This is a genomic window from Vulcanococcus limneticus LL (assembly GCF_943369875.1).
Lineage (GTDB): Bacteria > Cyanobacteriota > Cyanobacteriia > PCC-6307 > Cyanobiaceae > Vulcanococcus > Vulcanococcus limneticus_A.
Genome location: NZ_CALROT020000001.1, coordinates 379079 through 405347, shown reverse-complemented (window position 1 = coordinate 405347; position 26269 = coordinate 379079). Strand labels below are relative to the sequence as shown.

The window sequence follows — 26269 nt, the reverse complement described above, 5'->3', positions numbered from 1 at the left end:
AAGGGCAGCGCCATGGCCATCCGCTTCGGCAGCGACCTCTGCGCTGATCCGGCCGTCGCCGGGCAGCGCGAATGGCTGATCACCAACGGCCTGGGCAGCTACGCCAGCGGCACCGTGGCCGGCTCCAACACCCGCAGTTACCACGGCCTGCTGGTGGCGGCCCTGGGCGCCCCGACCGATCCCTGCACCCGCACCCTGCTGGTGGCTGGCCTGGAGGAGGGCCCGGCGCTGAACCCGCGCACGATCGTGGCCTTCAGCCTTGAGGGCAGCGTGCCCTGCTGGCGCTACGCCATCGGCGACGCCCTGCTGGAGAAACGCCTCTGGATGCAGCCCGGCGCCCACACCACCACCGTGCACTACCGCCTGCTGCAGGCCAGCCGGCCGCTGGAGCTGCAGATCGCCGTGCTGGTGCATGCCCGCTCCCACCACGGCAGCGGCGAGAAGCCGGCGATCGGCGTGCGGGCCCTGCCCCGGGGCGTGCAGCTGCAGCCCGAACGGCACGACGTACCGCCCTTCGTGGTGCTCAGCGATCGGGGCCGCACCGAGCTGGCCGCCCCAGGCGACTGGGTGGACGTGGCGCTCAGCGCCGAGCGGGAGCGGGGCCTGCGCAGCCAGGACAGCCCGTTGCGGGCCTGCCGGATCACGGTGACGCTGAGCGGCGAGGCCCCCACGGTCACCCTGGTGGCCAGCACCGAGGCCGCCCCGCCCCTGGATGGGGAGCGCAGCCTGCAGGAGCGCCGCCGCCACGACGACGCCCTCCTGCAGCAATGGCGGGCGGCCCATCCGCAGCTGGCCGGCCGCGCCCCCGCCTGGGTGCGGCAGCTGGTGCTGGCCGCCGACCAGTTCGTGGTGGCCCGCACCGGCGAAGGCCCGGCCGAGGGCGCGGCGACGGGCGCAGCGGAGGCGGGCCAGACGCTGCTGGCGGGCTACCCCTGGTTCGGCGACTGGGGGCGCGACACGATGATCAGCCTCAGCGGCCTCACCCTGGCCACCGGCCGCCCCGCCGTCGCCGCCCGGATCCTGCGCACCTACGCCGGCCACCTCAGCGCCGGCATGCTGCCCAACCGCTTCCCCGAGGGCGGCGCTCCCCTGGGCGAGCACGACTACAACACCGTCGACGCCACCCTCTGGTACGTCGAGGCGCTGCGCCGCTACCACGAGGCCACCGGTGATACAGCCCTGATCCGCGAGCTGTTCCCGCGCCTGCGGGAGATCGTGGACGCCCACTGCCGCGGCACCCGCCATGGCATCCGCCGCGATCCGGTGGATGGGCTGCTGACCGCCGGCGCCGAGGGCCTGCAGCTCACCTGGATGGACGCCAAGGTGAACGGCACGGTGATCACCCCCCGCCGCGGCAAGCCGGTGGAGGTGAACGTGCTCTGGTTCTGCGCCCTGCGCAGCCTGGCCCGCTTCGCGCCGCTGTGTGGGGAAGCCGCCGAGCCCTACGCGGCGCTGGCCGAGCAGGCGCGTGCGGGCTTTCAGCGCTTCTGGAACCCGCAGGCGGGCTGCTGCTTCGACGTGCTCGATGGCCCAGGCGGCAGCCATGACGCCGCCATACGGCCCAATCAGCTGCTGGCGGTGGCCCTCACGGATCAGCTGCTCAGCCCGGAGCAGGCCCGCCAGCTGCTGGCGGTGTGCGGCCAGCGGCTGCTCACCCCCATGGGCCTGCGCAGCCTCGACCCGCAGGATCCCCGCTACCAGGGCCACTACGGCGGCGACCCCGTGGCCCGCGACCGGGCCTACCACCAGGGCACGGTGTGGGGCTGGTGGCTGGGGCCCTGGGCCATTGCCCAGGCCCGCGTGCAGGGATCACCCCAGCCGGCCCTGCAATGGCTGGAGGCGATCGGGGATCATCTGGCCGCCGCCGGGCTCGGCAGCGTCAGCGAGATCTTCGATGGCGATCCGCCCCATGCGCCCCGCGGCTGCATCGCCCAGGCCTGGTCTGTGGCGGAAGTGCTGCGCGCCTGGACGGAGCTCTCGATGATGCAGGTTCAGGCGCAAGCCCCCGAGCCCCGCTGATGAATCCCCACGCCCTGCCACCGATCGCCGGCCGCGAAGCCGAGATCCTGGCCCTGGTGCAGCAGAACCGGCCGTTGGCGTCGCCGCCGAACGCCCTCGATCTGGCCCAGATCCGCTCCGGCTTCGCCTGCGCGCTGCACATGCATCAGCCCACGATCCCCGCTGGAGCCCAGGGGGAGCTGATCTCCCATCTCCAATACATGTTTGAGCACCCGGGCGAGGGCGATAACCACAACGCCGAAGCCTTCGCCCAGTGCTACCGGCGCCTGGCCGACCTGCTGCCCCAGCTGATCGCCGAGGGCTGCAACCCGCGGATCATGCTGGATTACTCCGGCAATCTGCTCTGGGGCGTGGAGCAGATGGGCCGCCGCGACATCGTGGAGGCACTGCAGCGGCTGGCCTGGGATCCCGCCCTGCAACCCCATGTGGAGTGGCTCGGCACCTTCTGGAGCCATGCCGTGGCCCCCTCCACACCCATCCCCGATCTGAAGCTGCAGATCCTGGCCTGGCAGCACCAGTTCGAGGCCCTGTTCGGGCCGGAAGCCCTGCAGCGGGTGAAGGGCTTCTCGCCGCCGGAGATGGCCCTGCCCAACCACCCCGACACGCTCTATGAATTCGTGAAGGCCCTGCGGGAGTGCGGCTACCGCTGGCTGCTGGTGCAGGAACACAGCGTGGAAAACCTCGATGGCTCCGCCCTCGGCCACGAGCAGCGCTACATCCCCAATCAGCTGGTGGCCCGCAACTCCCACGGCGAAACGCTGAGCATCACCGCCCTGATCAAGACCCAGGGCTCCGACACCAAGCTGGTGGGGCAGATGCAGCCCTATTACGAGGCCCTGGGGCTGAACCGGCTGGAGCTGGGCGGCACCACCATTCCGCCCCTGGTGTCGCAGATCGCCGATGGCGAGAACGGCGGCGTGATGATGAACGAATTCCCCCAGGCCTTCATCCAGGCCCACCAGCGCATCGCCGCTGAAGGGGGTGGCCGCACCGGCACGGTGGCGATGAACGGCACGGAATACCTGGAGCTGCTGGAGGCCGCCGGCGTGTCATCGGAGGCGTTCCCCCGGATTCAGGCCGTGCAGCAGCACCGGCTCTGGCAGCAGCTGGAGGGCCCACCCACGCCGGACGCGGTGCAGGCGGTGATCGCCGAGCTCCAGGCCCACGACTCCGGCTTCTCGATGGCCGGCGCCTCCTGGACCAACAACCTCAGCTGGGTGGAGGGCTACGCCAACGTGCTCGAGCCGATGAGCAGCCTCAGCGCCGCCTTTCACCAGCGCTTCGACCCGCTGGTGGCCGCCGACCCCGCGGTGACCCGCAGCGAGGCCTATCAGCGGGCGCTGCTGCAGCTGCTGCTGCTGGAAACCAGCTGCTTCCGCTACTGGGGCCAGGGCACCTGGACCGACTACGCCAGCGAGATCCACCGGCGCGGAGTGGCGCAGCTGGAGGAGAGGGAGCTGGAGGTGGTGTAGCCGGCTGGTGGTCGCCCTGCCGGCTGGCGCGCGTAGCCGGCTGGGCGACGGCGCAGCGGTTCAGACCGCCCCAGACGGGGAGCTCACCACTGCCGAGAGGCCCGAGCGGGAGGCGGCCATGGCGACGTCCTCCGCCTGCTGCACCCCATCGCCCAGCAGTTCGTGGGCAATGCCGGCATCGAAGGAGAAGCGCCCGGGCCCCAGCAGCAGCAGGCCGAGGCTGCCGCCCAGATAGAGCACCACCAGCTCCAGCACGTAGATGTTGAGGCCGCTGGTGAGGATGTGGTGGTAGCCCGCCACCGCCATCGTGCCGCTCAGCGCCAGGGCCCCGAGCGGCGTGAACAGGCCGAAGATCAGCAGCCAGGAGCCCAGGATTTCCGCATAGCCCGCCGCATAGGCCATCAGCAGCGGGAAGGGCAGGTGCAGCGCCGCCACGTAGTTGGTGGCGAAGCTCTGGGGATCGGCGAGCTTGTCCTGGCCGTGGTGAATCATCATCACGCCCACCGCCAGGCGCAGCAGCAGCAGGCCCAGGCTCTGCAGCCGGCCCTGGCCGAGGAGGTAGCCCCGGATGGCGCCCTCCAGCGCGGGCGGCAGGTTCAAGGCGACGGCCGACGGTGCAGTGGGTTGCGCCGTGGGCGTGGTTGCGCTCGGTGATGCGATCGACGCGGAGGTGGTGTCACCACGGAGCAGACCGATGGTGAGCGTGGAGGCACAGATGCCCGCCACGATTTCCAGGGGCAGGGGAAGGGCCATGGCCGAGTTGAAGCGGCCGAAAGTCTGGCAACTCTGGTAACGGAACGTGAAGAATCTGAGAGCGTGTCTCGGCCCGTGCGCCATCGGCGCGCCCTACCAGGGCAGGACCTCTCCATTGGCGTGCCAGAAGGTGCCCGAGGTCTCCAGGGTGAGGGCGTCGATGCGCGCCAGCAGCCCCTGCACCGCCTGCTCGGGGCTGATGCCCTGGGGGTTGAAGCCGATCATGCGGGTGCGCACCAGGCCCGGGTGCAGGATCGCCACGGCGATGCCGCGGGGCCGCAGGTCGATCGCCAGGGATTTGCCCGCCATGTTCAGGGCCACCTTCGACATCCGGTAGCCGTAGGAGCCGCCGGAGCTGTTGTCGTCGATGGAGCCCATGCGGCTGGTCATCAGCACCAGCTTGGCGCCGCTGGGCAGCTGATCCAGCAGGGCCCGGGTGAGCCGCAGCGGCGCCAGGGCGTTCACCTCGAACTGGCGGCGGATGCTCTCCGGGTCCAGATGCTCCAGGTTCGTGGCCTCGAGGATGCCGGCGTTGAGGATCAGGCCATCGATCGGCAGCCGGTCCAGCCGCTCCACCAGGCCGGCGATGGCGGCCTCACTGGTGAGCTCCACCCCCGCCTCGATCCGCACACCCAGGGCCTGCAGCTCCGGCGAGGCCGTGCGGCAGACGGCGATCACCTGCTCCCCCCGCGCCTGCAGCTGGCGGCAGTACTCCAGGCCGATGCCGCCGCTGGCACCGGTCACCAGAACCGTGGACATGGCGGATCACTCGCAGGCTCGCGGCCCCATCCTCCAGCGTCCCGGGCCGGCCTTCAGCCCGCTGGCTTGGCCAGCTCCAGGGTGCGGGATTCCACCAGCGTCACCCGCAGGGTGCGGCCGAGCAGGCTGGCCCGCGCGCGCTCCTCGAGGGTCTGGATCGGCGGCAGGGGCCCCTCGCCCAGCAGCAGCAGGTTCACCGAGCCATCCGCCGTCTCGGCGTCCACCGACTGGATCCGGTAGTTCGAGCCCTGCAGCCACGTCTCCGCGATGGCCTGGGTGCGGGCCGCCACCTTGGTGGTGACAATCAGGCGGGTGCTGGTGGCCGTGAGGGGAAGCGCGATCAGCACCAGCGCCACCACGGCCACGGCCAGCGCCCGGCGCCGCGCACGCGGATCGAAGGGGGAGAGGGCCGCCTGCCGGAATCCCATCAGCGAGAACACCAGCGAGCCCGTGAGCAGGATCGCCACGTAGTTGGTGCCGAACAGCAGCAGGCTGCCGGAGGCCAGAGCGGGCTCCCCCAGGGCCAGCAGGATCCCCACGTTGGCCAGGGGCGGCACCAGCGACACCGCGATGGCCACGCCGGGCAGCGTGTCGGACACGTCCCGGCGGGCCAGGGCGAAGGCGCCGGCCAGGCCCGTGACCAGGGCCGCCATCAGGTCGAGCAGGTGGGGGGCGGTGCGCACCATCACCTGCTGGATCGCCTGGGGCTGCTTCAGCGGCGCGATCGGCAGGGTGAGCAGATAGCCCACGGCCACGGCCGCCACGATGCCGGCCACACTCACGCCCAACGTGCTCAGGATCGCCCGGCGATCGCCGAGGCTGATGCCGAAGGCCAGCCCCATGATCGGCAGCATCAGGGGCGCCACGATCATGGCCCCGATCACCACCGCCAGCGAATCCCCCAGCAGGCCGTAGGTGGCGATGCTCGAGGCCAGCACCAGCAGGCACAGGAACTTGAACACCGCCGGGCCCAGCCTCGGCCCCTCGAACACCAAGGTCTCCCGGACCCGCTCCACCTCGGCGAGGTCGACGGGCCCCCCATGCAGGATCTCGGCGAAGGATCGGGCCATGGCGTGCGCGGGATGCCGTCAAGGTAGTCAAGCCCTCACCATGAGATCCCGGTACCCGGGCCCGGCAGACCTCCGCAGAGCAGAGTGGAGGCCTGAACGGAGCTGCCGATGCGAGAGATCAGTCCTGGGGAACTGCTGCTGCGGTTCGTCGGCCGCTTTGCGGCGGTGTCGGGCGTGATTGCCCTGGTGATCTGGCTCACCTGGGTGATGCTCGATGTGAAGAGCATGCAGTCGGGCTTCACCCTGCCCTAGGGAGGCGGGGACAGCCGCAGCCCATCGCCTGCCACGTCGAGGCCCTTCCGCTCAGGCCACGAAGCGCTTGTAGAGCCAGCGCACGAAGCCGCCCACCACGGGCACCGGCGCAAAGGTGGGGCCCACGAAGTCGAAGTAGTCGCGGTGGTCGACGATCTTGCCCTCGGCGTTGAACAGCAGACGGCTGGTGCCGGGGTAGATGAACTCGATGCCCTTGATCTTCAGGCCCATCTCCCACTCCACGAAGGCCGTGTTGCCGTCGATCGCGATGGCCCCGGGGGTCAGGTAGACGTCGTCGCAGCGGCGCAGCAGACCCTCCTGGGCCTCCAGGTAGGCGGCGATGCCCTGCTTCTCCTGGGTGGGGTCCTGGAAGTGCACGTCGTCGGCGTAGGCCGCCCGCCACTGGGCCTCAGCCGGGGCCGGGGCGCCGTAGGGCTTGGTGAACAGGGCCTTCAGGCTGGTGGGGTCCACGGAGGGCGCCGGCTGTAGAGGTCGTTCAGCCTATGGATGGGCCCCGGCGGCCGGCGACGCCAGGGTGGCGTCCGGATCCAGCGGCAGGCCGCGCAGGGCCAGGGCACCGCGGCGGGCCAGCAGCAGCAGCGGGTAGAGGCGCCGGGCCCGGGCGGGGGTGGCCAGCAGGGGGCCGAGCAGCTGCAACAGGGCGGCGGAGGGCCTCATCCGGGCGCAGAGCCACTGGATCGCCGCGGCGCCGTGCAGCACCTGCTCGCCCACCAGCAGCACGGCCCCATCGGTGAGGGCGTAGCCGCGTTGGGCCAGCTGGCGCCGCAGGGCGTGGTCGGCGCGGCCATCGCGGATCTGCAGGCCGGGGATGCCGCTGCGCAGCTCGCTGAGCTGGGCGAAGTGGCGGCAGAACAGGCAGCCACCGTCGAACACCAGCACGGGGGCGCCTGGGGTGGGGGCTGGGCCTGGATCGGAAGGGGAAGCCATGGGCCCACTCTGACGGGGGCGCTCCGAGAGCGGGGAGCGTCCGATGCCGCAGCGCCCGACCGTGGTCGCCACGGCTAAACTGCGTTTATACAGGAGAGCCCAATGGCGCCAGCAATGTCCAGGCAGGCCGTGCGGCGTTGGGGCAACAGCCTTGGGATCCGACTTCCGGTCGCTATCGCACGGGAAGCCCATCTCCAGGAAGATCAGGCCATCGAGCTCACGGTTGTGGAGGAGGGCGTGCTGATTCGCCCCGTCCGGCGTCGGTTGTCCCTGGCCGAACGGCTGGCCTCCTATGAACCGATGGCTGCGGAGCCCACGGAAGCCATGGCCTGGCAGCCGGTCGGCGCGGAAGTGACCCCATGACGCCACGCCGCCCTGCGACCGGCTGGGTGCCGGATCGGGGCGAGGTGATCTGGATCGACCACAACCCCCAGGCGGGCCGGGAGATGAAAGACCACCATCCCTTCCTGGTGCTCTCCACCGCTTCGTTCCACACCACGGTGGGTCTTGTGGTGGGCTGCGCCATGACATCGGCCGCCTACAACGCAGGGTCTTCCCTGGCGGTGGATCTCGGAGCGATCGCCGACCGGCCAGGAGCCCACAGCTTTGTGCTCTGCCACCAGATCAAATCGTTCGACTGGAAAGCCCGCGGCGCCCGCCCCCATCCGCTGGGCCGGCTGGCGGCTGAGCCGTTGGAGCAGGTGCTGGAGATCGTGGGCCAGATCCTTGGCCTCTGCCCCTGAAGGGCTGGCCCCCAGCGCCAGCTCCAGGGACCGCAAATCCCCCCTCAGCCCACCGCCGTAGCCTCACCCCAGCCTGCCGACCCGCCGCCCTGGCCGCTCCCACCGCCATGACCGCCACCCCCACCGCGATCCGCACCATCCGGGTGGAGCTCAGCGCCAACCCCTACCCGATCGCCATCGGCGCCGGCAGCCTGGCCCAGCTGGGGGAGCAGATCCGCGCCCAGGGGATCAAGGCCGGCACCAAGGTGCTGGTGGTGACCAACCCGGTGGTGAACGAGCACTACGGCGCCACCGCCCTGCAGAGCCTCAGCGCCGCGGGCCTGGAGGCCTCCGCCCTGGTGATCGAGGCCGGCGAAGACCAGAAGACCCCCGCCACCGTGGCCCTGATCCACGACGCGGCCTTTGAGCGCCGGCTGGAGCGCGGCTCGCTGATCGTGGCCCTCGGCGGCGGCGTGGTGGGCGACATGGCCGGCTTCGCGGCCGCCACCTGGCTGCGGGGCATCGCCGTGGTGCAGGTGCCCACCACCCTGCTGGCCATGGTGGATGCCGCCATCGGCGGCAAGACCGGCGTGAACCACCCCGGCGGCAAGAACCTGATCGGCGCCTTCCACCAGCCCCGGCTGGTGCTGATCGACCCCGACACCCTGGCCACCCTGCCGGAGCGCGAGTTCCGAGCCGGCATGGCGGAGGTGATCAAGTACGGAGTGATCGGGGATGAAGCACTGATGGCCGCGCTCGAGTCCGCCGCCGAGCGGGACCCGGCCGCCGGCCTCGCCAGCCAGGCAGCGGTGGGACCCGCGCTGCTGCAGACCCTGCTGGAGCGCTCGGCCGCCGCCAAGGCCCAGGTGGTGGCCGCCGATGAGCGCGAGGGCGGCCTGCGGGCGATCCTCAACTACGGCCACACCCTCGGCCACGTGGTGGAGACCCTCTGCGGCTACGGCACCTACCTGCACGGCGAGGCCGTGGGCCTGGGCATGCGCGCCGCCGGCGAACTGAGCCTGGCCCTGGGCCTGTGGAGCCCGGCCGACCAGGAGCGGCAGCTGCGCCTGATCGCCGCCGCCGGCCTGCCCCTGGCCTGGCCGGCCCTCGATCCCGACGCCGTGCTCGCCTGCCTGCAGGGCGACAAGAAGGTGCGCGACGGCAAGGTGCGCTTCGTGCTGCCCCTCGGCGCCGGAGCCCCCGCTGAGCCGGGTGGGTCGGTGTACGGCAGCGTGGTGATCCGCGACGACGTGGAGGCGGCCACGATCCGCCAGGTGCTGGCCCGACTGGCCTGAGCTCAGTCCTCCAGCTCCGGCAGGAACTCCTCCAGAAACGCCGCCAGGGGCATCGGCCCGCAGCGGCGCTGCCAGCCGCCGCAGCCGGGGTAGAGGCGCCAGCACTCCAGCTCCAGGGCCTGGCGGCGCCTGGGGCAGTGGCGCAGCCGGTAGCGGTAGAGGGCCAGGGTGTCCTGCTCGGGAGCCGCCACGGGCTGGGCCTGGGGCTGGCAGAGGCGGAAGCCCTCCAGCAGCGCGGCCGGAGCGCCCGCCAGCTCCAGGGCCTCCACGTAGCAGCAGGCCGCCGCCTGCGGATCCACCACGTGCGGCAGGTGCAGGTGCAGCGGGGCCCCGCCGGGGAAGCCGTGGAAGCTGTGCAGGGAACCGGGGGCCATGGGGGGAGCCGCAACGCCGCTCACCAGTGCCCACCCCGTTCCAGCCGCTGCCGCTAGGCCAGGGGCGGCTCCTGCAGGAACAGCGGCAGGTCGGGGGCGGAGGCGGGCCCGCGGCGGAAGGCCAGCCAGCGGAAATCGCCCAGGGCCGCTGGATCCACGAGCCGCAGCAGGGCCTCGCGCCGGGCCAGCAGGGTTCCGAGGCTCATCTCCGACGACGAGGAAGAGACTCCGACCGGACTGACAACTCCCGCCGGGCTCGCCGCCGGCTGCTGCAGCCCGTGCAGCCGCTGGGCCAGCCCCAGGGCCAGCAGCGCCTCTCCCTGGCGGCACTGGCCGATCGGCTCCCAGCCGCTGGCGAGGGCCGCCGCCTGCAGGCTCTCGATGCAGAGGTGGGCCGTGAGGTCCCAGTGGCCGGGCTCGAGCAGCGGATCGCCGCTGGCCCGCTGGCCCCGGTAGGCCATCAGGGTGCCGTCGGCGCGGGAGGGGGCGTAGTAGCGCCAGGCCTCCAGGGCGTAGTCGATCACCAGCAGCGGACCGCAGGCCAGGGCGGCGCCGCAGGCCGCCAGCCAGGGTTCCAGCTCCGGGTGCAGCTCCGTGCTCCAGCCGACCAGGCGCTGGGGGCCCGGGCCCAGGAGCCCGAGGGCTTCGAGGTGCGCCGTGGCCGGCGGCTCCAGGGGCTCGCCGGGCTCCAGCCGCAGGACGCCCTGGTGGAGCGCCACCCGCTGGCGGCGCCAGAGGGCCCCGTCCCAGGTGATCCGCTCCACCGCCAGGGCATCGAGCACCTCGTGGGCCAGCACCACCCCCCGCAGCGGCGCCGCCGCCAGCGCCTCGAAGCTGCTCCAGCGGCAGGGCAGGGGGCAGTCAGCCAGGAGCGCGCGCTGGCGGGCCGCCATGCCCGCGTTGGGCTCCACCAGCACCAGTTCGGTGCGGGCGGCCAGCTCGGGCCAGCCGGCGGCGAGCTGCTCGGCCAGGTCGCGGGCCAGGCTGCCCTCGCCCGGGCCGGCCTCGATCAGGGCCAGCGGGCCATCGGCGGCGAGCTCACCCAGCCACTGGGCGATCTGGGGGGCCAGCAGGGCGGCGAAATCCGGGCCCAGGGAGGGGGAGGTGGCGAAGTCGCCGCCCGGGCCCACCTGCAGGCGGCCGCTGCCATAGGCGCCGTGCTCCGGGTCGTGCAGGGCCCAGGCCATGTAGGTGGCGAAGGGCACCGAGCCGCCGGCCGCCGCCAGGCGCTCCGCCAGCCAGGCGGGCACGGCGGGCTCCGCATCCGGCGCTGGCCCGGGGGCCGGGGCGGTGGAGGCCGGGCTGCTCGGAACCGTGGGGCGGGGACTGGGGAACTCCACGGCGGCCGGCGGACTCAGGGAGAATGCTGGCCACTCTGGAACAGTCGCCATGGCCCCGCGGGAACAGGACCGGGAGCAGCACGCCGGGCCAGAGGTCGGGGCCTGGGGAGACCTGCGCCGCCTCGGCCGGGGCGCCCGGGCCCTGGTGCTGGGCCTCTGCCTGACCCTGGCGCTGCTGCTGGGCGCCCCGGCCGGCCCCGGCCTGCCCGGCGGCCCCGCCTACGCCTACGACAACCCCGACCTGCTGCCCGATCACCCCACTCCGGTGATCGACCTGGCCAAGGCCCTCACCGACGGCCAGCGCGCTGCCCTCGAGACCAAGCTCAACGCCATCGAGGCCGACACCGGCTGGAAGCTGCGGGTGCTCACCCAGTACGACCGCACGCCGGGGCTGGCGATCCGGGAGTTCTGGGGGCTGGATGAGCGCAGCCTGGTGCTGATCGCCGATCCCCGCGGCGGCAACCTGCTCAACTTCAACGTGGGCGATGCCCTGTTCGCCCTGATGCCGCGCACCTACTGGGTGGAGCTGCAGACCCGCTTCGGCAACCAGTACTACGTGCGTGACCACGGCGAGGACGGCGCCATCACCGACGCCCTCGACGCCGTGGCGATCTGCCTGGAGCGCGGCGGCTGCCAGGTGGTGCCGGGCCTGCCCCAGGAGCAGTGGCTGCTCACCCTGGTGACCTCGATCATCGGCGGCCTGGTGGTGGGCTTCGCCGCCTACCCGCGCAAGCCCGAGCACAAGGTGGAGTGGGCCTGGGTGCTGCTGCTCTCGCCCCTGTGGGTGATCCTCTTCGGCGTGTTCGGCCTGGGCCCGATCGTGACCCGCACCAGCGACCTGCTGCCGGTGGCCCGCAACGTGCTCGGCTTCGCCGGCGCCATCGCCGTGGCCTACCTGATCGCCCAGAACACCGTGGGCAAGGCGCGGCTTGCCGATGGAGGCGGCGAGGGCTGAGGCCCCCGCCGATCATCCCGGACACAGCCGATCGGTTTCGAAGCGCCGATCGGCTTGCGAGCGATCAGTTGCCGACCTGACGCAGGGCGCACTCCAGGCTGCCGTCGTTGCAGGGCGGTGCCGGCGGCGGCGTGGGAACCGAGGCCACGCTGGGATCCACCAGGCCCTGGCCGGCCCGCAGCTGGGCGAGGTTGTCCTCAAAGAAGCGGCGCAGGCCGTCGTAGCGCTTCACGGGCTGGCCGTAATAGCTCTGCCCCGCCAGGGTGGGGAAGGAGGCCCACTCGGGGGCGAGCTTGGCGGCCAGCTCACGGGTGAAGGTGCCCTGGTCGACCAGGGACAGGGCGCCGCGGCGGTGCACCAGCAGCAGGGCGGCCTGGTCCTGCACGTCGGGACCGAAGCCCTGCAGGCCGAGCACGCGGCTGGCCATCGACCAGGTGAACGGCATGAACTGGTAGGCGCCGGCGGCGGCACTGGCGTACCCGCCGGAGCGGATCACGCGGTCGGGGTGGCGCTCCAGGCCGGGGGCCAGGCCGCCGCCGAACATGATCCGGTAGCCGATGTCCTGGCCATTGGCCCAGGTGCCCTCCGCGTAGCGGATCGTGTTGAGCAGGGCCCGGCGCTCGGGCGTGATCGGGTAGGGGCCGCTGAAGCGGCTGCCGGTGGTGGGCAGGGAGGCCGGCGGCGCCGAGGGGTCCGGGCCGGCGTCGAGCATGGCCAGCCGGGGCGCCGGGGTCTGCAGCTGGAAGCTGGAATGGATCGGCTCCTGGGGGTCAGCCTCCGTTGCGGCCTGGACGGGAGCGGCCAGGGGCAGGGCAAGGGCGGCGGCGCAGCCTCCGATCAGTCCGGCGCGGCTCAGGCGAGAACCACGGGCACGGGCGATGGGAGCCAGGGAGAGGAGGGATCGCAAACCGTTCGAAGCAGAGGACATTCCGCGAAGCGTCAGGCCAAAGCCGGCGCCAGGAACTGGCACCGCAAGGGACAACACAGGGGGGAGCCGGGATCGACAGGCAGGCCTTGGAAAGAAGGGCCGGGGCCTGAGTCACCCACCTCAGCGGGCGAAGGAAGCCAAAAAACCGGACTGCAGCAGAGCTGGATCTGAAGCCGTATCAGGCGGGAAGGAACCCGTCAGACAGCGAGCGAAAGAACAGTTGTGCCGAGTTAGTCAATTGGTTGCGCAGAGTTTGTCAAATCAACCCTCCAGAGGAATCTAGTTAGTGACAGTCACACAAGTGTCCACATGTATTCAAAACTACGGAACCAGATTCGGATCACTGGCTGCAACAGAGTTCTCGATGGCTTCACGGCCATCTTTCCGGGTCAATTCAGTAATGCTGATCATTCCGGTGCGTAAGCGATCAACACATCGGCCGCCTCCCCCTCGCCGCCGGCCGCCAGGGGCCCGTCCGACGGGGGAATCAGGGGCTGGTCCAGCTGCCAGTCGCCCGCCAGCAGCTGCTCCCGGCTCAGCAGCCGGTGCGCACCGTGGCGCTCCAGGGCGTCGCTGAGCACCTGGGCCTCGGCAAAGCCCTCGCGCCGCACCAGGTGGAGGCCCACCCCCTGGGTGAGGGCCTCGCAGAAGCTGCTGTAGCCCGGCTTGGTGAGCAGGCGCCCGCAGAGGGGCAGCAGATCCAGGGGGCGCAGCCCCGGCGGCAGGGCCACGGCATTGGCCGCCTGGCCCGCGAGCTGGGGGTCGGCCACCAGGAAGCGGTGCTCGGGCCAGCGGGCGAACAGGGCCGCCTCCAGGGGGAACCCCAGGCCGCCGAAGCCCACCAGCACCACCGCCTCCCGCTCGCTGGGCAGGTCGAGCTGGCGCCGCAGCGCCTCCCGATCGCCGCGGGGCTGCCCGGCGGTGAGCCCCACCGGGTGCTCCGGCAGCCCCCAGGGCATCGCCATGGCGAAGGGGCAGCGGATCACGGCCGTGCCGCGCCGGTAGAGGGCGGTGCAGCGCTCCGCCCAGGCCGCGAAGGCGCCGCCCATGGGCCCGTAGATGGCATCCCAGCCGAAGTTGCCCATCCACACCAGGGGCGCCCCCACCGCAGCGGCCAGGTCGGCGGCGGCAGGGCCCACATCCGCCAGCACCAGCACCGGCTCGCCCTGCTGGCGCAGCCAGGCGGCCTCGGCGGCGATCTGGGCCGGCAGGCTGCGCTCCAGATCTGCCAGGGCCGCCAGGGTGGCGGGGCCGTCGGCGCCGAGGGCATCGGCCTGGATCACCCCCACCTCCCAGCGGCAGACCCGCCGCTCCACGGGCACCGGGCCAAAAGCGGCCGCCAGGAACGGCTCCGGCAGGGGGGTGGAGAGCACCAGGCGCCAGTCGGGGCGGCGAGCGTGCAGGGCGGAGAGCACCGCCGCCACCCGCGAACCATGGCCATAGCCGTGGCCGCTGATGCAGGCGTAGAGGATCACGGCGGCGGCACCTCAGCAGGGCGCCAGGGCCGGCAGCGACGCCTGCTGCTCGTGCAGCAGCTGGCGGTAGAGCAGATCGCCGGCGGGGGAATACCAGCGGTGGCTCACCTCCAACAGCTCCCCGTCCTGGAGCACCACCCAGCTGAAGTGGCGCAGGCTGCGGCCGCGGTCGTCCTGGTCGTGGCGGGGCACGCAGGCCGTATTGAGATAGGAGGTGCCGGCCCGGTCGCGGCAGAAGCTGAGCCGGTCGCCCTGGCCGCGCCGCAGCCGGTGGTGCATGTGCCCGAACACCACCAGCGGCACCGGCCGCACCCGGCGGATCCGGTCGATCGCCAGGCTCAGGTCCTGGTCGCCCCAGTCGCGGGCGGGGGCCTTCCAGTCGCGGCCGCAGGGATCGGCCGGCCCGCTGCCCAGGCCGCTGGGGCCGCAGTGGGCCAGCAGCACCAGCGGCAGCAGCGGATCGGCCGCCAGGGCCGCCGCGGTGATGCGCGCCACCGAGTCCTCCAGGGTCACCGGGCCGAACACCGCATGGGCGCCGTGGCTGAGGTGGTAGCCGCCACCGGCGCTGGCGGGGCGGCCCCCCACCACCGCCAGCCCCGGCGGCCGCAGCTCCCGCAGGCCCCAGCCGCAGTGGCGGTCGCCCAGCAGATCCAGCTGGCGGCGCAGGGTGTGGCCGGTGGGGTCGCGGCCGGTGTCGTGGTTGCCGAGGATGCAGGCGGTGGGCAGGGGCAGCCGCGCCAGGCGGGCGGGGATGCGCTGCTGGCCGTCGCTGAGGTCGCCCACCACCAGCAGGGCATCGGGAGCGATCAGACCCAGCAGGGCCTCGTCGCTGGCATCCCACTGGCCGTGCAGGTCACCGGCAATGGCGATCTGGATCGGCCGGCTGGGCTCGGGTCGTGGGTCGGGCCCCGGTTCGGTTGCTGTGCCGGTCGCCGCCAACCAGATCCCTAGGCTTGCCCCATCCTGCATCGCAGAGGGTCCGAATTGGTTTTCGCGGCAGCCCAGAACACCCCGGACCGTGCTCCCGGCAGCGGCACACCGGCTGGCGATGGCCCCCTCAGCGGCGCTGCGGGCGATGGGTCGTCAAGCCAGGGCGCCCCGGGAGCTGCCGGCCTGGCCACGCCGCCCTGCCCGCCGCTGGCTGAGCTGCCCGCCGCCATCGCCGCCCTCAAGCGCGAGCGCAACGCCGTGATCCTGGCGCACTACTACCAGGACGCCGCCATTCAGGACGTGGCCGACTTCATCGGCGACTCCCTGGAACTCTCCCGCAAGGCCGCCGCCACCGACGCGGACGTGATCGTGTTCTGCGGCGTGCACTTCATGGCGGAGACCGCCAAGATCCTCAGCCCGGAGAAAACGGTGCTGCTGCCGGATCTCGAGGCCGGCTGCACCCTGGCCGACGCCTGCCCCGCCGATGGCTTCGCCGCCTTCCGGGCCGAGCACCCGGAGCACATCGTGGTGAGCTACATCAACTGCTCGGCGGCGGTGAAGGCCCAGAGCGACCTGATCTGCACCAGCAGCAACGCCGTGGATCTGGTGCAGCAGCTGCCCGCCGACCGGCCGATCCTGTTCGCCCCGGATCAGAACCTGGGCCGCTGGGTGCAGCGCCAGAGCGGCCGCGAACTCACCCTCTGGCCCGGCAGCTGCATCGTGCACGAGACCTTCAGCGAGCAGGCGCTGCTGCAGCTGAAGCTCGAGCATCCCCAGGCCGAAGTGCTCGCCCACCCGGAATGCCAGCAGCACCTGCTCGATCTGGCCGACTTCATCGGCTCCACCAGCAAGCTGCTGCACCGGGCCGAGGCCAGCCCCGCCCCCAGCTTCATCGTGCTCACAGAGCCCGGAATCCTGCACCAGATGCGCAAGGCGGTGCCGGATAAAGCGTTCTACGAGGTGCCGGGCGCCGACGGCTGCAGCTGCAACGCCTGCCCCTACATGCGCCTCAACACCCTCGAGAAGCTGTGGCACTGCCTGCAGACGATGCAGCCCGAGATCGTGATGGACGAGGGCCTGCGCCAGCGGGCCCTGGCACCGATCCGGAAGATGCTGGAGATGAGCCGCTGAGACCAGCGGTCGCTGGCCAGACCCGCCGGTGAATCGCCCGGCTCCGGCAGGTCCTGCGGCCGTCAACCAGACGGCAACGCGCAGTGTCGTGGCGACTCCAACGGCATCGCGGCCCGACTGATCGAGCTCCGCCAGGACGCTCCACTCCACTGAAGCGGCTGCCAGCAAGCCTCGCTGAGGGCGATCTCACCATCGGCCGTCCAGCTGTAACCTCCGTTCTCCAGCGTCGCCAATGGGGTCGTCTACGAGAGGGTGCACGTCGCCGTCGACGACGCCAAGCCGTTCGCCAGGGCCTGCAGCGCACTCGGGTTGCGGCACATCCGCGCCAGGCGCTATGAGCCCAGAAGAGATGGCAAGGCCGAGAGGTTCATCCAGACTCCTACCGCGAATGGGCCTCCGGGAGGCTGTCCCAGAACGCGCAGGTGTCAAACGGGTGGTTGCCCCGAGACCTAGCGATCCTCAACCGTTTCAGGACGTGCTCGGCTCTGGGCTCGAGCTTGCCGCAGCAGCGGCTCTGTGAGCGGCCTGGGCGACGCACCTGGCGAGACAGAGCACCCTGACAAATCACGGAACGTTCATCAGGGCGGTCGTGCTTGATTACCGCAGATTCAGGGACCGAGGCAATGGCATGGATTCTTTCTGCCTCCACCAGCTGGAGCTGCAGAGCTTTCCAGGATCGACGATCGCCCTGCCTGCAGGCACCCAGGTTCTGACGCCCACGGCCGGAAACTGCGAGTCTCTGGATCGGGCCACAGTGATTCAATCCATCCAGGAGCGTGTCCTGGCGACGTGGACCGCTGCTCCGAGCGGCGCTCGGCCTCACTCCTTCGAGCTGCTGCTGCTGCTTCCCGACAAGACCCGGCGCCAGACGGCCGCTCGCCTGAGCATTGATGCGGTGCTGGATCTCTGCGAACGGGATGAGCGCCTCTCACTGACGATCCTGTTCGGGCTGGGCACCCATCCCCGGATGGCCAAGGAGGATGTGAGCAGGATCCTGGAACCGGAACGCGAGCGCCGGCTCGCCAGGTTGGCGGTGCCGTTGCTGCAGCAGACCACACTCGACAGCCTGCCCTGTCGCAGCCTTCGAGTTGCCGATCCGAGGGGTCGAACAGGCGAGACCGTGGTGCTGCAGGTGCCAGAGCAGCTCTGGAGCTGTGATCTGCTGTTGGTCGCCGGGGATACTGATCTCCACCCCTATGAAGGGCGGGCTGGCAGTGGCGGAATCCACAAGATGCTCGCGATCGGTGTCGGTTGTATGAGCACCGTGCGGATCACACACTCTCTGGATGTGCTCACCGATCGCCTGACGCGCCCTGGCGAAACCGGCAACCGCTTCGTGCAGTTGATCGATCATTTCGCTTCGGAGATCATTCGTGCCCTGAGGGCACGAACTGGTCGGCTGCTGTCCGATCCGATCGGCATCTCCGTGGTCTGCCGCCAACGGGACCAGGTGGAGGCCTTCTGGATCGGTGATCGGGAAGAGGAACGTGCCGCCCTGATGGAGCCCCTGGAACGGGGGCACACTTTGATCATGCGGGCCAGCGTGGATGTGGTGATCGCCGATACGGAGTGGGAAAAAGGAACGGATCTGTTGGCTGGAGCCCGCAGTCTTCACCTGCTCAGTAACTTCAACGATTTTGGCAACACGATCCTCTCTCGTAACTCCCCCTGCCGATCAGCATTGCTGTTCAATCCTTGCCATGAACAACGCAATGCTCAAGGCCTCGGCAATTCAGGTACCGTTCTTCACCTTCAGGCCCTGTTGCAGTTCAGCCTGGAGACCTGGCGGTCAATCCCGGCGGAGACCGGTCAGGAGGCCGAGCACCTGGAGACGTGCCTGAGCCGTCGCCTGGCATTGAGTGACCACTTGAAAAGAGAGATTCTCGATCGTTGGGAACGCTATTTGTACCTGGTGAGTGAGGAAGAGACGGTGTTCGGCGCCCTGGAGCAGGCCCTTGAAGATGATGTGGACCAGGACGCGGGCATAACGAAACCCGGACTCAGCCCCCTGCAGATGCTGGATCAGGCCTTACCCAACAGTTTCGGCGCTCACCGCCATCTCTTTAGTGGCGTCAGGGCCCGGTTGCTGCGCTCGGATGCCTTCACGGCTCTGGAGTTCCTGCGTCAGGCGAGTGATGAGTTCGGCTTTAAGGGCCTTGGAGAAGGTGGCCAACGGGCACTCAGACTTCTGGCCCTGCTGCGTACCTTTGATCAATTACATGTGGCCACTGATAACCCTGTAGTCCTCGACTTTCTGGGTCAGTTCAGCCCAGAGGTTGAGCCGGTGAACGGCGCTGCAGCTGGCGGCAGTCAGGGGATAGACGCCCGGCCCTTCAGTCTGATCGGTCTCTATGGAATCTCGCTACGGGATCACACACCTCAACAGGCTCTGGAACATACCCTCAGCCACCACAAGCTGGTCACACAGGCTCGCCACAAGACAGAGGGCCAGGAGACTCCGTCCAGCCCGTGCCTGGCCTTTCTGCAGCAGCCGGTGATCCTGAGGTGCCCAGGCGTGGCATCGATGAAGACCGGAGAATTCTCCTAAGTTCTAAATTAATCTGCTGGGCTCTGCCCAGCCTGGCAGGAATGAGAAGATAATGGGTCAGACACAAGTGTGACCTGAGAAGCGGTGCTCCACCGACTCAGCGTCGCCCGTGACGTCCTGTTGTCCGTATCAGAGCATGCAGGCCATTCTTCAGATTGTAACCGCGGTCTACGTGCCGATTCTGGCGTTCACGCTGGCAGGCTATTTCCTGAGTCTGCTCCTGAAGCGCAGAAGAAACCAGGCAAACACTATTCCGATCGAGGAGCAGATACCAGACGTTCTAGCGCGGTTTCTTTCTCTTGTTGGCATCCCGATCGCCGTGGGTAACTTTATCCGCAAGGCCGAATTAAATGCCTCAGTCTGGTTATCACCCGTCGTAGCCTGGGTGGCCATACTTCTCGCAATCTTCCTCAGCGTTCTGCTACTTCGCTCTTCCAAAAGGCACTATTCAGCGCAGACCAAGACTAGCTTCGTATTGCTTAGCTACATCGGAAACACAAGCTACATGGGCTTTCCGGTGATTCTATTGCTGCCGCAGCTTGGTCCCCAATACTTCAGTTCAGCAGTTCTTTACGACATTCTCGGTACTTTGCTGGCCGGCTACGGACTGGGGGTTATCATTATCAAGTCGGCCATCCTGCGTTCGGCCCGCAGCATGGCTGTCTCTGGCGAGGGCCAGTCTGAGCCATTCAGCAGCCCTGGCTGCGATGCCATACAGGAGCGAGATGTCGCCAAACAGACGGGGCCATCGACCGTGGTTGGACCTGGTGAACCAACACCTTGGGTGATAGCGGTGGAATCCCTGATCAAGAATCCGATTTTCTACGCCTTCTTCATTGGTCTCTTCCTCAAACAAATTCCAATCTCCGATGGCATCGCCACGATTCTCAACGGGATTGCCTGGGGATCGATCATGGTTGCGCTGCTGGTGATGGGGATGCGTGCTCAGCAGTTGCAAACTGGCGGAGATCTCAGGCTGGCCCTGCAGCCGGTGGCCATCAAGACAATCCTGGTGCCGCTGATCATGGGTGCTGCTCTGACCGCCGTGGGCTTCCATGGGCCGCAGCGTCTGGTGTTGGTGCTGCAGGCCTCAATGCCCTGCGCCTTCGCCTCCCTGCTCCTGGCTGAGAAGTATGACCTTGACCTGAAGCTGACGGTGGCCTCCATACTGCTCTCATGCCTGGTCTTCGCATTCACGATGCCGATCTGGGTACTGATGTTCACAAGCTGGTGATCACAGTACGAGAGGAGGATAGAGGCTATCACCGGAGACCCCAACGGGCTGACGCAACCCAGGTTGAGGCCGCCGCGAATTCGATTGATGTCGTTCAGATGCCCAAGCTCCTGCCTCGATTCTGGTAGATCCTCGTACCACAGACTCACGAGTCATGCTAGGGCTGAAAGGCCATTGCTCAGGCCCATGTTCGAGTCACTTTATGGGGATGACTCTGTGATTAGAACCTGTTCCTTGTGTGGGTCTGTTGCTAGGTGCCTGCTTTGTTTGGCGATGTCATGCAGGCAGCAACGATCTGCGTTGCTAGCATCACTTCATCACTCGGCCTGCCATGAAGCGTCGCGAAATACTGGGCCTCGGCCTGATAGCGAGCGGTCTAGCCGCCTGCCGCTCGCTTGGCCTGCCTGGATCAGGGGGGGGCAACCAGGCACCCCATGACCTGCAGATCTGGTGGTCAGAGGGTTACTACCCGGAAGAAACTGATGCGATCGAACGTATCTTCACTGCCTGGTCGCGCCTATCAGGGAAGAAGCTGAACCTCACATTCTTCAGTGAGAATGAGATCACAGCCAAGGCTCAATCTGCTGTGGATGGCGGGCCCGTGCCGGACATTCTCTATGGGTACGGGATCAATGACACCACGGTGCCAGTCTTAAGTTATCGCAATCAGATTGTCTCGCTCAATGACATCATCCGGCCGATTAAAAATGATCTACTGCCAGGGGTTATTGATGGCATAACCTATCTGAACAGAGAGTCGCGAACCAAGTCCATCTATGGCGCACCGCTCTCCCAGCACTCGGTAAACCTTCACTACTGGCGTGATCTGCTGGAGGAGGCCATAGGCACTGACGACACGGCGATCATCCCAAAGGACTGGAACGGTTTCTGGCGCTTCTGGTTTGACTGTCAAAGCAGATTGAGAGGCAAGGGCTATGACGATGTCTTCGGCCTTGCCCTACCGATGTCAAGCCAGTCTAGGGATACAACCTATATCTTTGAATTCTTCTTAGAAGCCCACGGGGCTCAGCTCATCAATCCAGGGGGGAAGTTCCAGCTCGATGACGCTGACATGCGCCGCCGGGTGATCGCAGCACTTCGCAACTACACTGATCTCTACAAGGAAAAAGCCGTTCCGCCGAAATCCACCAGCTGGAGTGACCCGGACAACAACATCCATTTCCTCAGCAGTCTTTCACTGATGACGGCGAATCCAACTCTCTCAATTCCTGGATCTCAGATTTCAGACGAAATAGCCTACTTTGAGCGTCTTGGCAGCCTGCGCTGGCCCAGTAGCCTTGATGGACAGCAGACTCGCTCCTTTAACTCAATCAAGCAGGCCGTTGTTTTTCAAGGCTCCAATGCCGAGTCCGCAAGGAGTCTTCTTGCCTATCTCCTCAAACCTGAAAATCTTAGCCGCTATGTGGAGGGATCCCAGGGGCGCTTCCTGCCGATCACAAAAACGATCATCGCCATGCCCTTCTGGCACAATGAGCGGGATCAACATATCCAGACAGCGATCAAGAATCTTCAGGTTGTCAAGCCCCCCGCCTGGATTCTGAACCCCGCCTACAGCGCAGTGATTACGAAAAACATCTGGGGCCATGCGATCGAGTCGATCGCCACGGGATCCAGTTCCGCGGTCAAGGCTGCCGATCAAGCTATCGCCGACATTCGCGACATCGTGCAACGCTGGGGTTGATGCCATGACTGTATCCCTGACGAAAGAACAGCTGCTCAGGCTCTCGGTCGCCTCCGTGGGCGTGACCAGCATGATCAGCCTCGCCAGCTATTTCATGGCGACGAGGCCGTTGACTGAACAGGCCTTCGCACGACAACGGCAACTGCTGGAGATCAACCGTAACCGCATCGCCGCGTGGTGGGGTCAAGAGGTGAACCGGATCGGCAGCGATCTCCAGAATCAAGAGCTCGTTGGTCGCTCGCTATTGATCCTCCAGTCAAGACGTCAGCTGCGATCCAACAAGAACAATCCGCTGAGCCTCGGGCTTCAGACGCTGCTTGAGCCCCACGCAGCCAATCGGAATAGTGTCTCATTGCTGACCAAGGGGGGAATTGTGGTGTTCTCCACAGACCCGCAGCGGCTTGGCATGTACCAACCCCTGAAGAACACCACCACCAGTGTCGACTTGGTGGATCTGGCTATGACGCCACTCAATTTCTTCACAGATTCCTTCTCCGGGCGACCGTCGATCTCAGTGGCTCTGCCAATCACAACAGCACAACAGACCCGCGCTGGCTTTCTCGCCATTGATCTCAATCTTCGTAGACTGAATGGTCAGGTGACCTCTCAGCTCAAGGGCGGTAGCACTCAGATCAACAAGGGGCCTGACGTTGATGCCTATCTGGCAGCACGCACCTCTCTGGATCGAATCACCGTGATTTCACCTCCCAGTTTTCTCACAGAACAGCAGGCGGCCCGTTTCGGCTTCGTGCCTTTGGAGAGCAAGGGACTGCGACGCGCGTTGGAAGGAGCATCTGGGGAGGGTCTTTACTTAAACAGCCAATCTCAACCGGTGATCGGCGTCTATCAGTATCTTCCAAATTTCCGGTCGGCTCTGATGGTTGAGAGTCTCCAGTATCAAGTCTACGAATCGGCTCGTCGTTTGTCGCTGCTGATTCTTGTCATCGGCCTGATGCTTTCGCTGATCCCAGTGTTGCTGGCGTGGCGGCAGGCTCCTTCTGGGCCTGATCCAGTGCCTGAGCAGCCATAACCCATCTGTTTCGACTCCTGACGGCTGTTCCTATGGATGAGGCGTGGCTCACCTGATCCACAGCGCCAAGGGAGTCATCAGTGGGCAGTTTCTCGTCAGATCGGCTTTCTCTGCTCTCCCTCCGATGGGGTTCGTGAGGGGCAGATCTTCCTGGTCGGCGGATGGCAGCTCGGCATCCCGCTGGCGCCTCTTTGCCAAGGGAGAGCATCGCCCGTGGCTGATCGGCCTGGAGCGAGCGTCCCGCTGTTCGGATCCCCGGCCCGAGGCGATCGGGATGGTTTCTACGCTGTTGACCTGCAGGCGGCTGACCTGGCCGATCCTGTTCGCCCCGGATCAGAACCTGGGCCGCTGGGTGCAGCGCCAGAGCGGCCGCGAGCTCACCCTCTGGCCCGGCAGCTGCATCGTGCACGAGACCTTCAGCGAGCAGGCGCTGCTGCAACTGAAGCTCGAGCACCCCCAGGCCGAAGTGCTCGCCCACCCGGAATGCCAGCAGCACCTGCTTGATCTGGCCGACTTCATCGGCTCCACCAGCAAGCTGCTGCACCGGGCCGAGGCCAGCCCCGCCCCCAGCTTCATCGTGCTCACCGAGCCCGGAATCCTGCACCAGATGCGCAAGGCGGTGCCGGATAAGGCGTTCTACGAGGTGCCGGGCGCCGACGGCTGCAGCTGCAACGCCTGCCCCTACATGCGCCTCAACACCCTCGAGAAGCTGGAGCACTGCCTGCAGACGATGCAGCCCGAGATCGTGATGGACGAAGGCCTGCGCCAGCGGGCCCTGGCACCGATCCGGAAGATGCTGGAGATGAGCCGCTGAGGCAGGGACCGGTGCCACATCTGTGGCCGATTTCTGCCGTTCAATCCCCGTACCATGCCGAAAACTCAGTGGCATGGCGATGGAATTCCACGGAAGCCTGAGCGAGCTGCAGGACCTGCTCCAGAGCCTGGACGTGCCGTGCCACTGGGAGCACAAGGGCGCCTTTGAGGTGGCCGTGATCGACGACGGCGTCAGCAACCTGAAGCTCAACTGGTGGCCCCAGAGCGGGGTGCTGCAGCTGGTGGGCGATCCGGAGCAGCGGCTGCCGCTGGTGGAGCGGCTCAGCCGGGCCCTGGCCCCGGATGCCCCCACGGCCTGACCGATCCGGCCAGCGCCCAGCACCGGCTCGAGGCCGGCACCGAGCTGGCAACCCCGGTGGGAGCCAAGCCCTAGGGTGCGCGCGCCAGCCCTTGCTCCACCCATGCGCACCGTTGCCTTCGCCAATGGCGACCGCATGCCCCTGCTCGGGCTGGGCACCTGGAAATCGGCTCCAGGTGAGGTGGGGGCCGCCGTGCGGGAAGCCATCCGGCTGGGCTACCGCCACATTGACTGCGCCAGCGTCTACGCCAACGAGCCGGAGGTGGGCGAGGCGATCCGCAGCGCCATCGAGGCCGGCGAGGTGCGGCGTGAGGAGCTGTGGATCACCTCCAAACTCTGGTGCAATGCCCATGGCCGCGACAACGTGGAGGCGGCCCTGCGCCGCAGCCTCGCGGATCTGGGCCTGGAGTGGCTGGACCTCTACCTGATCCACTGGCCGGTGCCGATCAAGCCCGGCGTGGCCTTCCCCAGCAGCGGCAGCGAACTGGTGCCCCTGGAGCAGCTGCCGCTCCACGCCACCTGGGAGGGGATGGAAGCGGCCCTGGAGGCCGGGCTCACGCGCCACATCGGCGTGAGCAACTTCTCCAGCCGCAAGCTGCACGACCTGCTGGCCCACGGCCGGATCCGCCCGGAGGTGAACCAGGTGGAGCGGCACCCCCTGCTGCAACAGCCGGCCCTGGTGGCCGACTGCGCCGCCGCAGGCGTGCACATCACCGCCTACTCGCCGCTGGGATCCCAGGACCGGCCGGCCGCCCTCAAGGGCGCCGATGAACCGGTGCTGCTGGAGAACCCGGTAATCGGCGCGATCGCCGCGGAGCACGGCTGCAGCCCCGCCCAGGTGCTGATCGCCTGGCAGCTGCAGGGCGGCATCTCCACCATTCCCAAGTCGGTGAGACCGGCGCGGCTGCGGGAGAACCTGGCGGCGGCGGCGATCGAGCTCACAGCGGCCGATCTCGAGCGGATCGCCGGCCTGGATCAGCACCGGCGCCTGGTGGATGGGTCGTTCTGGCTGATGGAGGGCAGCCCCTGGACGCTGCAGGCCCTCTGGGATGAGCCCTGAGGCCTGAGGGCGACGCCTGATCACCGGACCGGTCCCATGCCCCTCCCCCCCGGCAGCCTGCTGGAGCTCACCCCCCAGGGGCTCTACTGCCCGGCGGCGGCGGCCTGGATCGACCCCTGGCGGCCGGTGCCCCGGGCCCTGATCACCCATGCCCACGCCGACCACGCCCGCCCCGGCAGCGGCGAGTACTGGGCGATCGGCAGCAGCGAGGGGATCCTGCGCCAGCGCCTGGGCGCCACGATCCACCTGATTCCAGTGGACTACGGCCAGCCACACCGCATCGGCGACGCCCGCGTGTCGTTTCACGCGGCCGGCCACGTGCTGGGCAGCGCCCAGATCCGGCTGGAGGCCGGCGGTGAAAGCTGGCTGGTGAGCGGCGACTACAAGCGCTGCGCCGACCCCAGCTGCGCGCCCTTCGAGCCGGTGGGCGCCGATGTGTTCATCACCGAGGCCACCTTTGGCCTGCCGATCTACCGCTGGCAGGGCGGCGCCGCGGTGGCCCGGGAGATCCTGGACTGGTGGCAGGCGGCGCCGGAGCAACCGTCGGTGCTGTTCTGCTACGCCTTCGGCAAGGCCCAGCGGGTGCTGGCGGAGCTGGCGGCCCTCGGGGTGGGCCAGGCGGGCCGGCCCGGGGCCGAGGGCGACGAGATCCTGCTGCACGGGGCCGTGCAGGCCCTGATGGAGCCCTACCGCGAGGCCGGCGTGGCGCTGCCGCCCACGCGGCCCGTGGGCGAGCTGCCGCGGGGAGAGTCGTTGGCCGGGCGGCTGGTGATCGCGCCGCCCGCCGCCCAGCGCGCCCCCTGGATGCGGCGCTTCAAGCGGCCGCAGACGGCCTTCGTGAGCGGCTGGATGGCCGTGCGCGGCGCCCGCCGCCGCCGCGGCATCGAGCGCGGCTTCGTGCTCTCCGACCACGCCGACTGGCCGGGGCTGCTGCAGAGCGTGCGGCAGAGCGGCGCCGGCCAGGTGTACGTGACCCACGGCAACAGCGACGGCCTGGCCCGCTACCTGCGCGAGGTGGAGGGGATCTGCGCCGAGCCGCTGGAGGGGGGCTTCAGCGCCGAGCGCGGCGGCGAGGACCCGGACGGCGCGGAGCCGGCGACGCCCGCGGCCGAGACGCCCGCGGCGACTCCGCTCGCCTAG

Annotated in this window: 25 protein-coding genes and 2 pseudogenes; 17 read left to right on the top strand and 10 right to left on the bottom strand. The window is 68.5% G+C overall.

Features of this window, described 5'->3' with window-relative positions:
• Window positions 1–12: 12 nt before the first annotated feature.
• Together ACLV7J_RS01935 and ACLV7J_RS01930 are read left to right on the top strand one after the other, a co-directional pair.
• Complete coding sequence (locus ACLV7J_RS01935; RefSeq protein ID WP_411867427.1) at window positions 13–2019, top strand: amylo-alpha-1,6-glucosidase; 2007 nt, start codon at window positions 13–15, stop codon at window positions 2017–2019.
• On the top strand, window positions 2019–3491 hold the full coding sequence (locus ACLV7J_RS01930; RefSeq protein WP_411867426.1) for a glycosyl hydrolase family 57: 1473 nt from the start codon (window positions 2019–2021) through the stop codon (window positions 3489–3491). Before ACLV7J_RS01935 ends, ACLV7J_RS01930 begins: the two co-directional genes overlap by 1 nt.
• A 60-nt stretch (window positions 3492–3551) precedes the next feature.
• On the opposite strand, the gene ACLV7J_RS01925 is transcribed toward ACLV7J_RS01930, so the two are convergent.
• The 3 genes from ACLV7J_RS01925 to ACLV7J_RS01915 form a co-directional block, all read right to left on the bottom strand.
• Window positions 3552–4091, bottom strand: coding sequence for a DoxX family protein (locus ACLV7J_RS01925; protein ID WP_411867425.1), 540 nt, complete (start codon window positions 4089–4091; stop codon window positions 3552–3554).
• Between the two features lie 246 nt (window positions 4092–4337).
• A complete protein-coding gene (locus tag ACLV7J_RS01920) occupies window positions 4338–5003 on the bottom strand; it encodes an SDR family oxidoreductase (protein ID WP_411867424.1) in 666 nt (221 codons plus the stop codon).
• A 53-nt stretch (window positions 5004–5056) separates the two neighbouring features.
• Window positions 5057–6073 (bottom strand): DUF389 domain-containing protein, encoded by a 1017-nt coding sequence (locus ACLV7J_RS01915; protein ID WP_411867423.1) that lies wholly within the window; start codon window positions 6071–6073, stop codon window positions 5057–5059.
• Between the two features lie 108 nt (window positions 6074–6181).
• Here ACLV7J_RS01915 and ACLV7J_RS01910 point away from each other — a divergent pair, with 108 nt between their 5' ends.
• A complete protein-coding gene (locus tag ACLV7J_RS01910; RefSeq protein WP_411867422.1) occupies window positions 6182–6325 on the top strand; it encodes a hypothetical protein in 144 nt (47 codons plus the stop codon).
• A gap of 51 nt (window positions 6326–6376) precedes the next feature.
• On the opposite strand, the gene ACLV7J_RS01905 is transcribed toward ACLV7J_RS01910, so the two are convergent.
• Both ACLV7J_RS01905 and ACLV7J_RS01900 read right to left on the bottom strand, forming a co-directional pair.
• Window positions 6377–6796, bottom strand: a complete 420-nt coding sequence (locus tag ACLV7J_RS01905; protein ID WP_411867421.1) for a nuclear transport factor 2 family protein — start codon at window positions 6794–6796, stop codon at window positions 6377–6379.
• A 30-nt stretch (window positions 6797–6826) separates the two neighbouring features.
• A complete protein-coding gene (locus ACLV7J_RS01900) occupies window positions 6827–7273 on the bottom strand; it encodes a hypothetical protein (RefSeq protein WP_411867420.1) in 447 nt (148 codons plus the stop codon).
• A 102-nt stretch (window positions 7274–7375) separates the two neighbouring features.
• On the opposite strand from ACLV7J_RS01900, the gene ACLV7J_RS01895 reads away from it, so the two are divergent.
• From ACLV7J_RS01895 to aroB, 3 genes are all read left to right on the top strand, one after another.
• On the top strand, window positions 7376–7636 hold the full coding sequence (locus tag ACLV7J_RS01895) for an AbrB/MazE/SpoVT family DNA-binding domain-containing protein (RefSeq protein WP_411867419.1): 261 nt from the start codon (window positions 7376–7378) through the stop codon (window positions 7634–7636).
• Window positions 7633–8016: a type II toxin-antitoxin system PemK/MazF family toxin gene (locus tag ACLV7J_RS01890; RefSeq protein ID WP_411867418.1), complete on the top strand. Its 384-nt coding sequence runs from the start codon at window positions 7633–7635 to the stop codon at window positions 8014–8016. Before ACLV7J_RS01895 ends, ACLV7J_RS01890 begins: the two co-directional genes overlap by 4 nt.
• A gap of 107 nt (window positions 8017–8123) precedes the next feature.
• Window positions 8124–9290, top strand: a complete 1167-nt coding sequence (aroB, locus tag ACLV7J_RS01885) for a 3-dehydroquinate synthase (RefSeq protein WP_411867417.1) — start codon at window positions 8124–8126, stop codon at window positions 9288–9290.
• A 2-nt stretch (window positions 9291–9292) separates the two neighbouring features.
• Here the strand turns inward: aroB and ACLV7J_RS01880 are convergent, their stop codons facing one another.
• Window positions 9293–9664 carry a hypothetical protein gene (locus ACLV7J_RS01880; protein ID WP_411867416.1) on the bottom strand — a complete coding sequence of 124 codons (372 nt, stop codon included), beginning with the start codon at window positions 9662–9664 and terminating at the stop codon, window positions 9293–9295.
• A gap of 53 nt (window positions 9665–9717) precedes the next feature.
• Window positions 9718–11055, bottom strand: coding sequence for a class I SAM-dependent methyltransferase (locus tag ACLV7J_RS01875; protein WP_411867415.1), 1338 nt, complete (start codon window positions 11053–11055; stop codon window positions 9718–9720).
• Here ACLV7J_RS01875 and ACLV7J_RS01870 point away from each other — a divergent pair.
• Window positions 11054–11959 carry a TPM domain-containing protein gene (locus ACLV7J_RS01870; RefSeq protein WP_411867414.1) on the top strand — a complete coding sequence of 302 codons (906 nt, stop codon included), beginning with the start codon at window positions 11054–11056 and terminating at the stop codon, window positions 11957–11959. The genes ACLV7J_RS01875 and ACLV7J_RS01870 overlap by 2 nt on opposite strands.
• 64 nt (window positions 11960–12023) lie before the next feature.
• Here ACLV7J_RS01870 and ACLV7J_RS01865 read toward each other — a convergent pair whose 3' ends face one another.
• From ACLV7J_RS01865 to ACLV7J_RS01855, 3 genes are all read right to left on the bottom strand, one after another.
• On the bottom strand, window positions 12024–12866 hold the full coding sequence (locus tag ACLV7J_RS01865; protein WP_411867413.1) for an endolysin: 843 nt from the start codon (window positions 12864–12866) through the stop codon (window positions 12024–12026).
• Between the two features lie 428 nt (window positions 12867–13294).
• The gene (locus ACLV7J_RS01860) at window positions 13295–14362 is read right to left on the bottom strand and encodes a hypothetical protein (protein WP_411867412.1); all 1068 of its coding nucleotides are present in this window, start codon (window positions 14360–14362) and stop codon (window positions 13295–13297) included.
• Window positions 14363–14374: 12 nt separating this feature from the next.
• A complete protein-coding gene (locus tag ACLV7J_RS01855; RefSeq protein ID WP_411867411.1) occupies window positions 14375–15301 on the bottom strand; it encodes a TIGR04168 family protein in 927 nt (308 codons plus the stop codon).
• 198 nt (window positions 15302–15499) lie between these two features.
• Between ACLV7J_RS01855 and nadA (ACLV7J_RS01850) the strand changes: the two genes are divergently transcribed.
• From nadA (ACLV7J_RS01850) to ACLV7J_RS01805, 10 genes and pseudogenes are all read left to right on the top strand, one after another.
• A complete protein-coding gene (gene nadA / locus ACLV7J_RS01850) occupies window positions 15500–16423 on the top strand; it encodes a quinolinate synthase NadA (RefSeq protein WP_411867582.1) in 924 nt (307 codons plus the stop codon).
• A gap of 303 nt (window positions 16424–16726) precedes the next feature.
• Window positions 16727–16818 (top strand): annotated as a pseudogene (locus ACLV7J_RS01845) (IS481 family transposase); the annotation flags it as partial.
• A gap of 233 nt (window positions 16819–17051) precedes the next feature.
• Window positions 17052–18971, top strand: a complete 1920-nt coding sequence (locus tag ACLV7J_RS01840; protein ID WP_411867410.1) for a hypothetical protein — start codon at window positions 17052–17054, stop codon at window positions 18969–18971.
• A 136-nt stretch (window positions 18972–19107) separates the two neighbouring features.
• The gene (locus ACLV7J_RS01835; RefSeq protein WP_411867409.1) at window positions 19108–20205 is read left to right on the top strand and encodes an AEC family transporter; all 1098 of its coding nucleotides are present in this window, start codon (window positions 19108–19110) and stop codon (window positions 20203–20205) included.
• A 331-nt stretch (window positions 20206–20536) separates the two neighbouring features.
• Entirely contained in the window at window positions 20537–21907 is a 1371-nt protein-coding gene (locus ACLV7J_RS01830; RefSeq protein WP_411867408.1) for an ABC transporter substrate-binding protein, read from the top strand.
• Between the two features lie 4 nt (window positions 21908–21911).
• Window positions 21912–22937, top strand: coding sequence for a hypothetical protein (locus tag ACLV7J_RS01825; protein ID WP_411867407.1), 1026 nt, complete (start codon window positions 21912–21914; stop codon window positions 22935–22937).
• Between the two features lie 313 nt (window positions 22938–23250).
• Window positions 23251–23751, top strand: a pseudogene (gene nadA / locus ACLV7J_RS01820) (quinolinate synthase NadA); the annotation flags it as partial.
• 79 nt (window positions 23752–23830) lie between these two features.
• Window positions 23831–24070, top strand: coding sequence for a hypothetical protein (locus ACLV7J_RS01815; protein WP_411867406.1), 240 nt, complete (start codon window positions 23831–23833; stop codon window positions 24068–24070).
• 102 nt (window positions 24071–24172) lie between these two features.
• The gene (locus ACLV7J_RS01810) at window positions 24173–25129 is read left to right on the top strand and encodes an aldo/keto reductase (RefSeq protein ID WP_411867405.1); all 957 of its coding nucleotides are present in this window, start codon (window positions 24173–24175) and stop codon (window positions 25127–25129) included.
• A 36-nt stretch (window positions 25130–25165) separates the two neighbouring features.
• Entirely contained in the window at window positions 25166–26269 is a 1104-nt protein-coding gene (locus tag ACLV7J_RS01805; RefSeq protein WP_411867404.1) for a ligase-associated DNA damage response exonuclease, read from the top strand.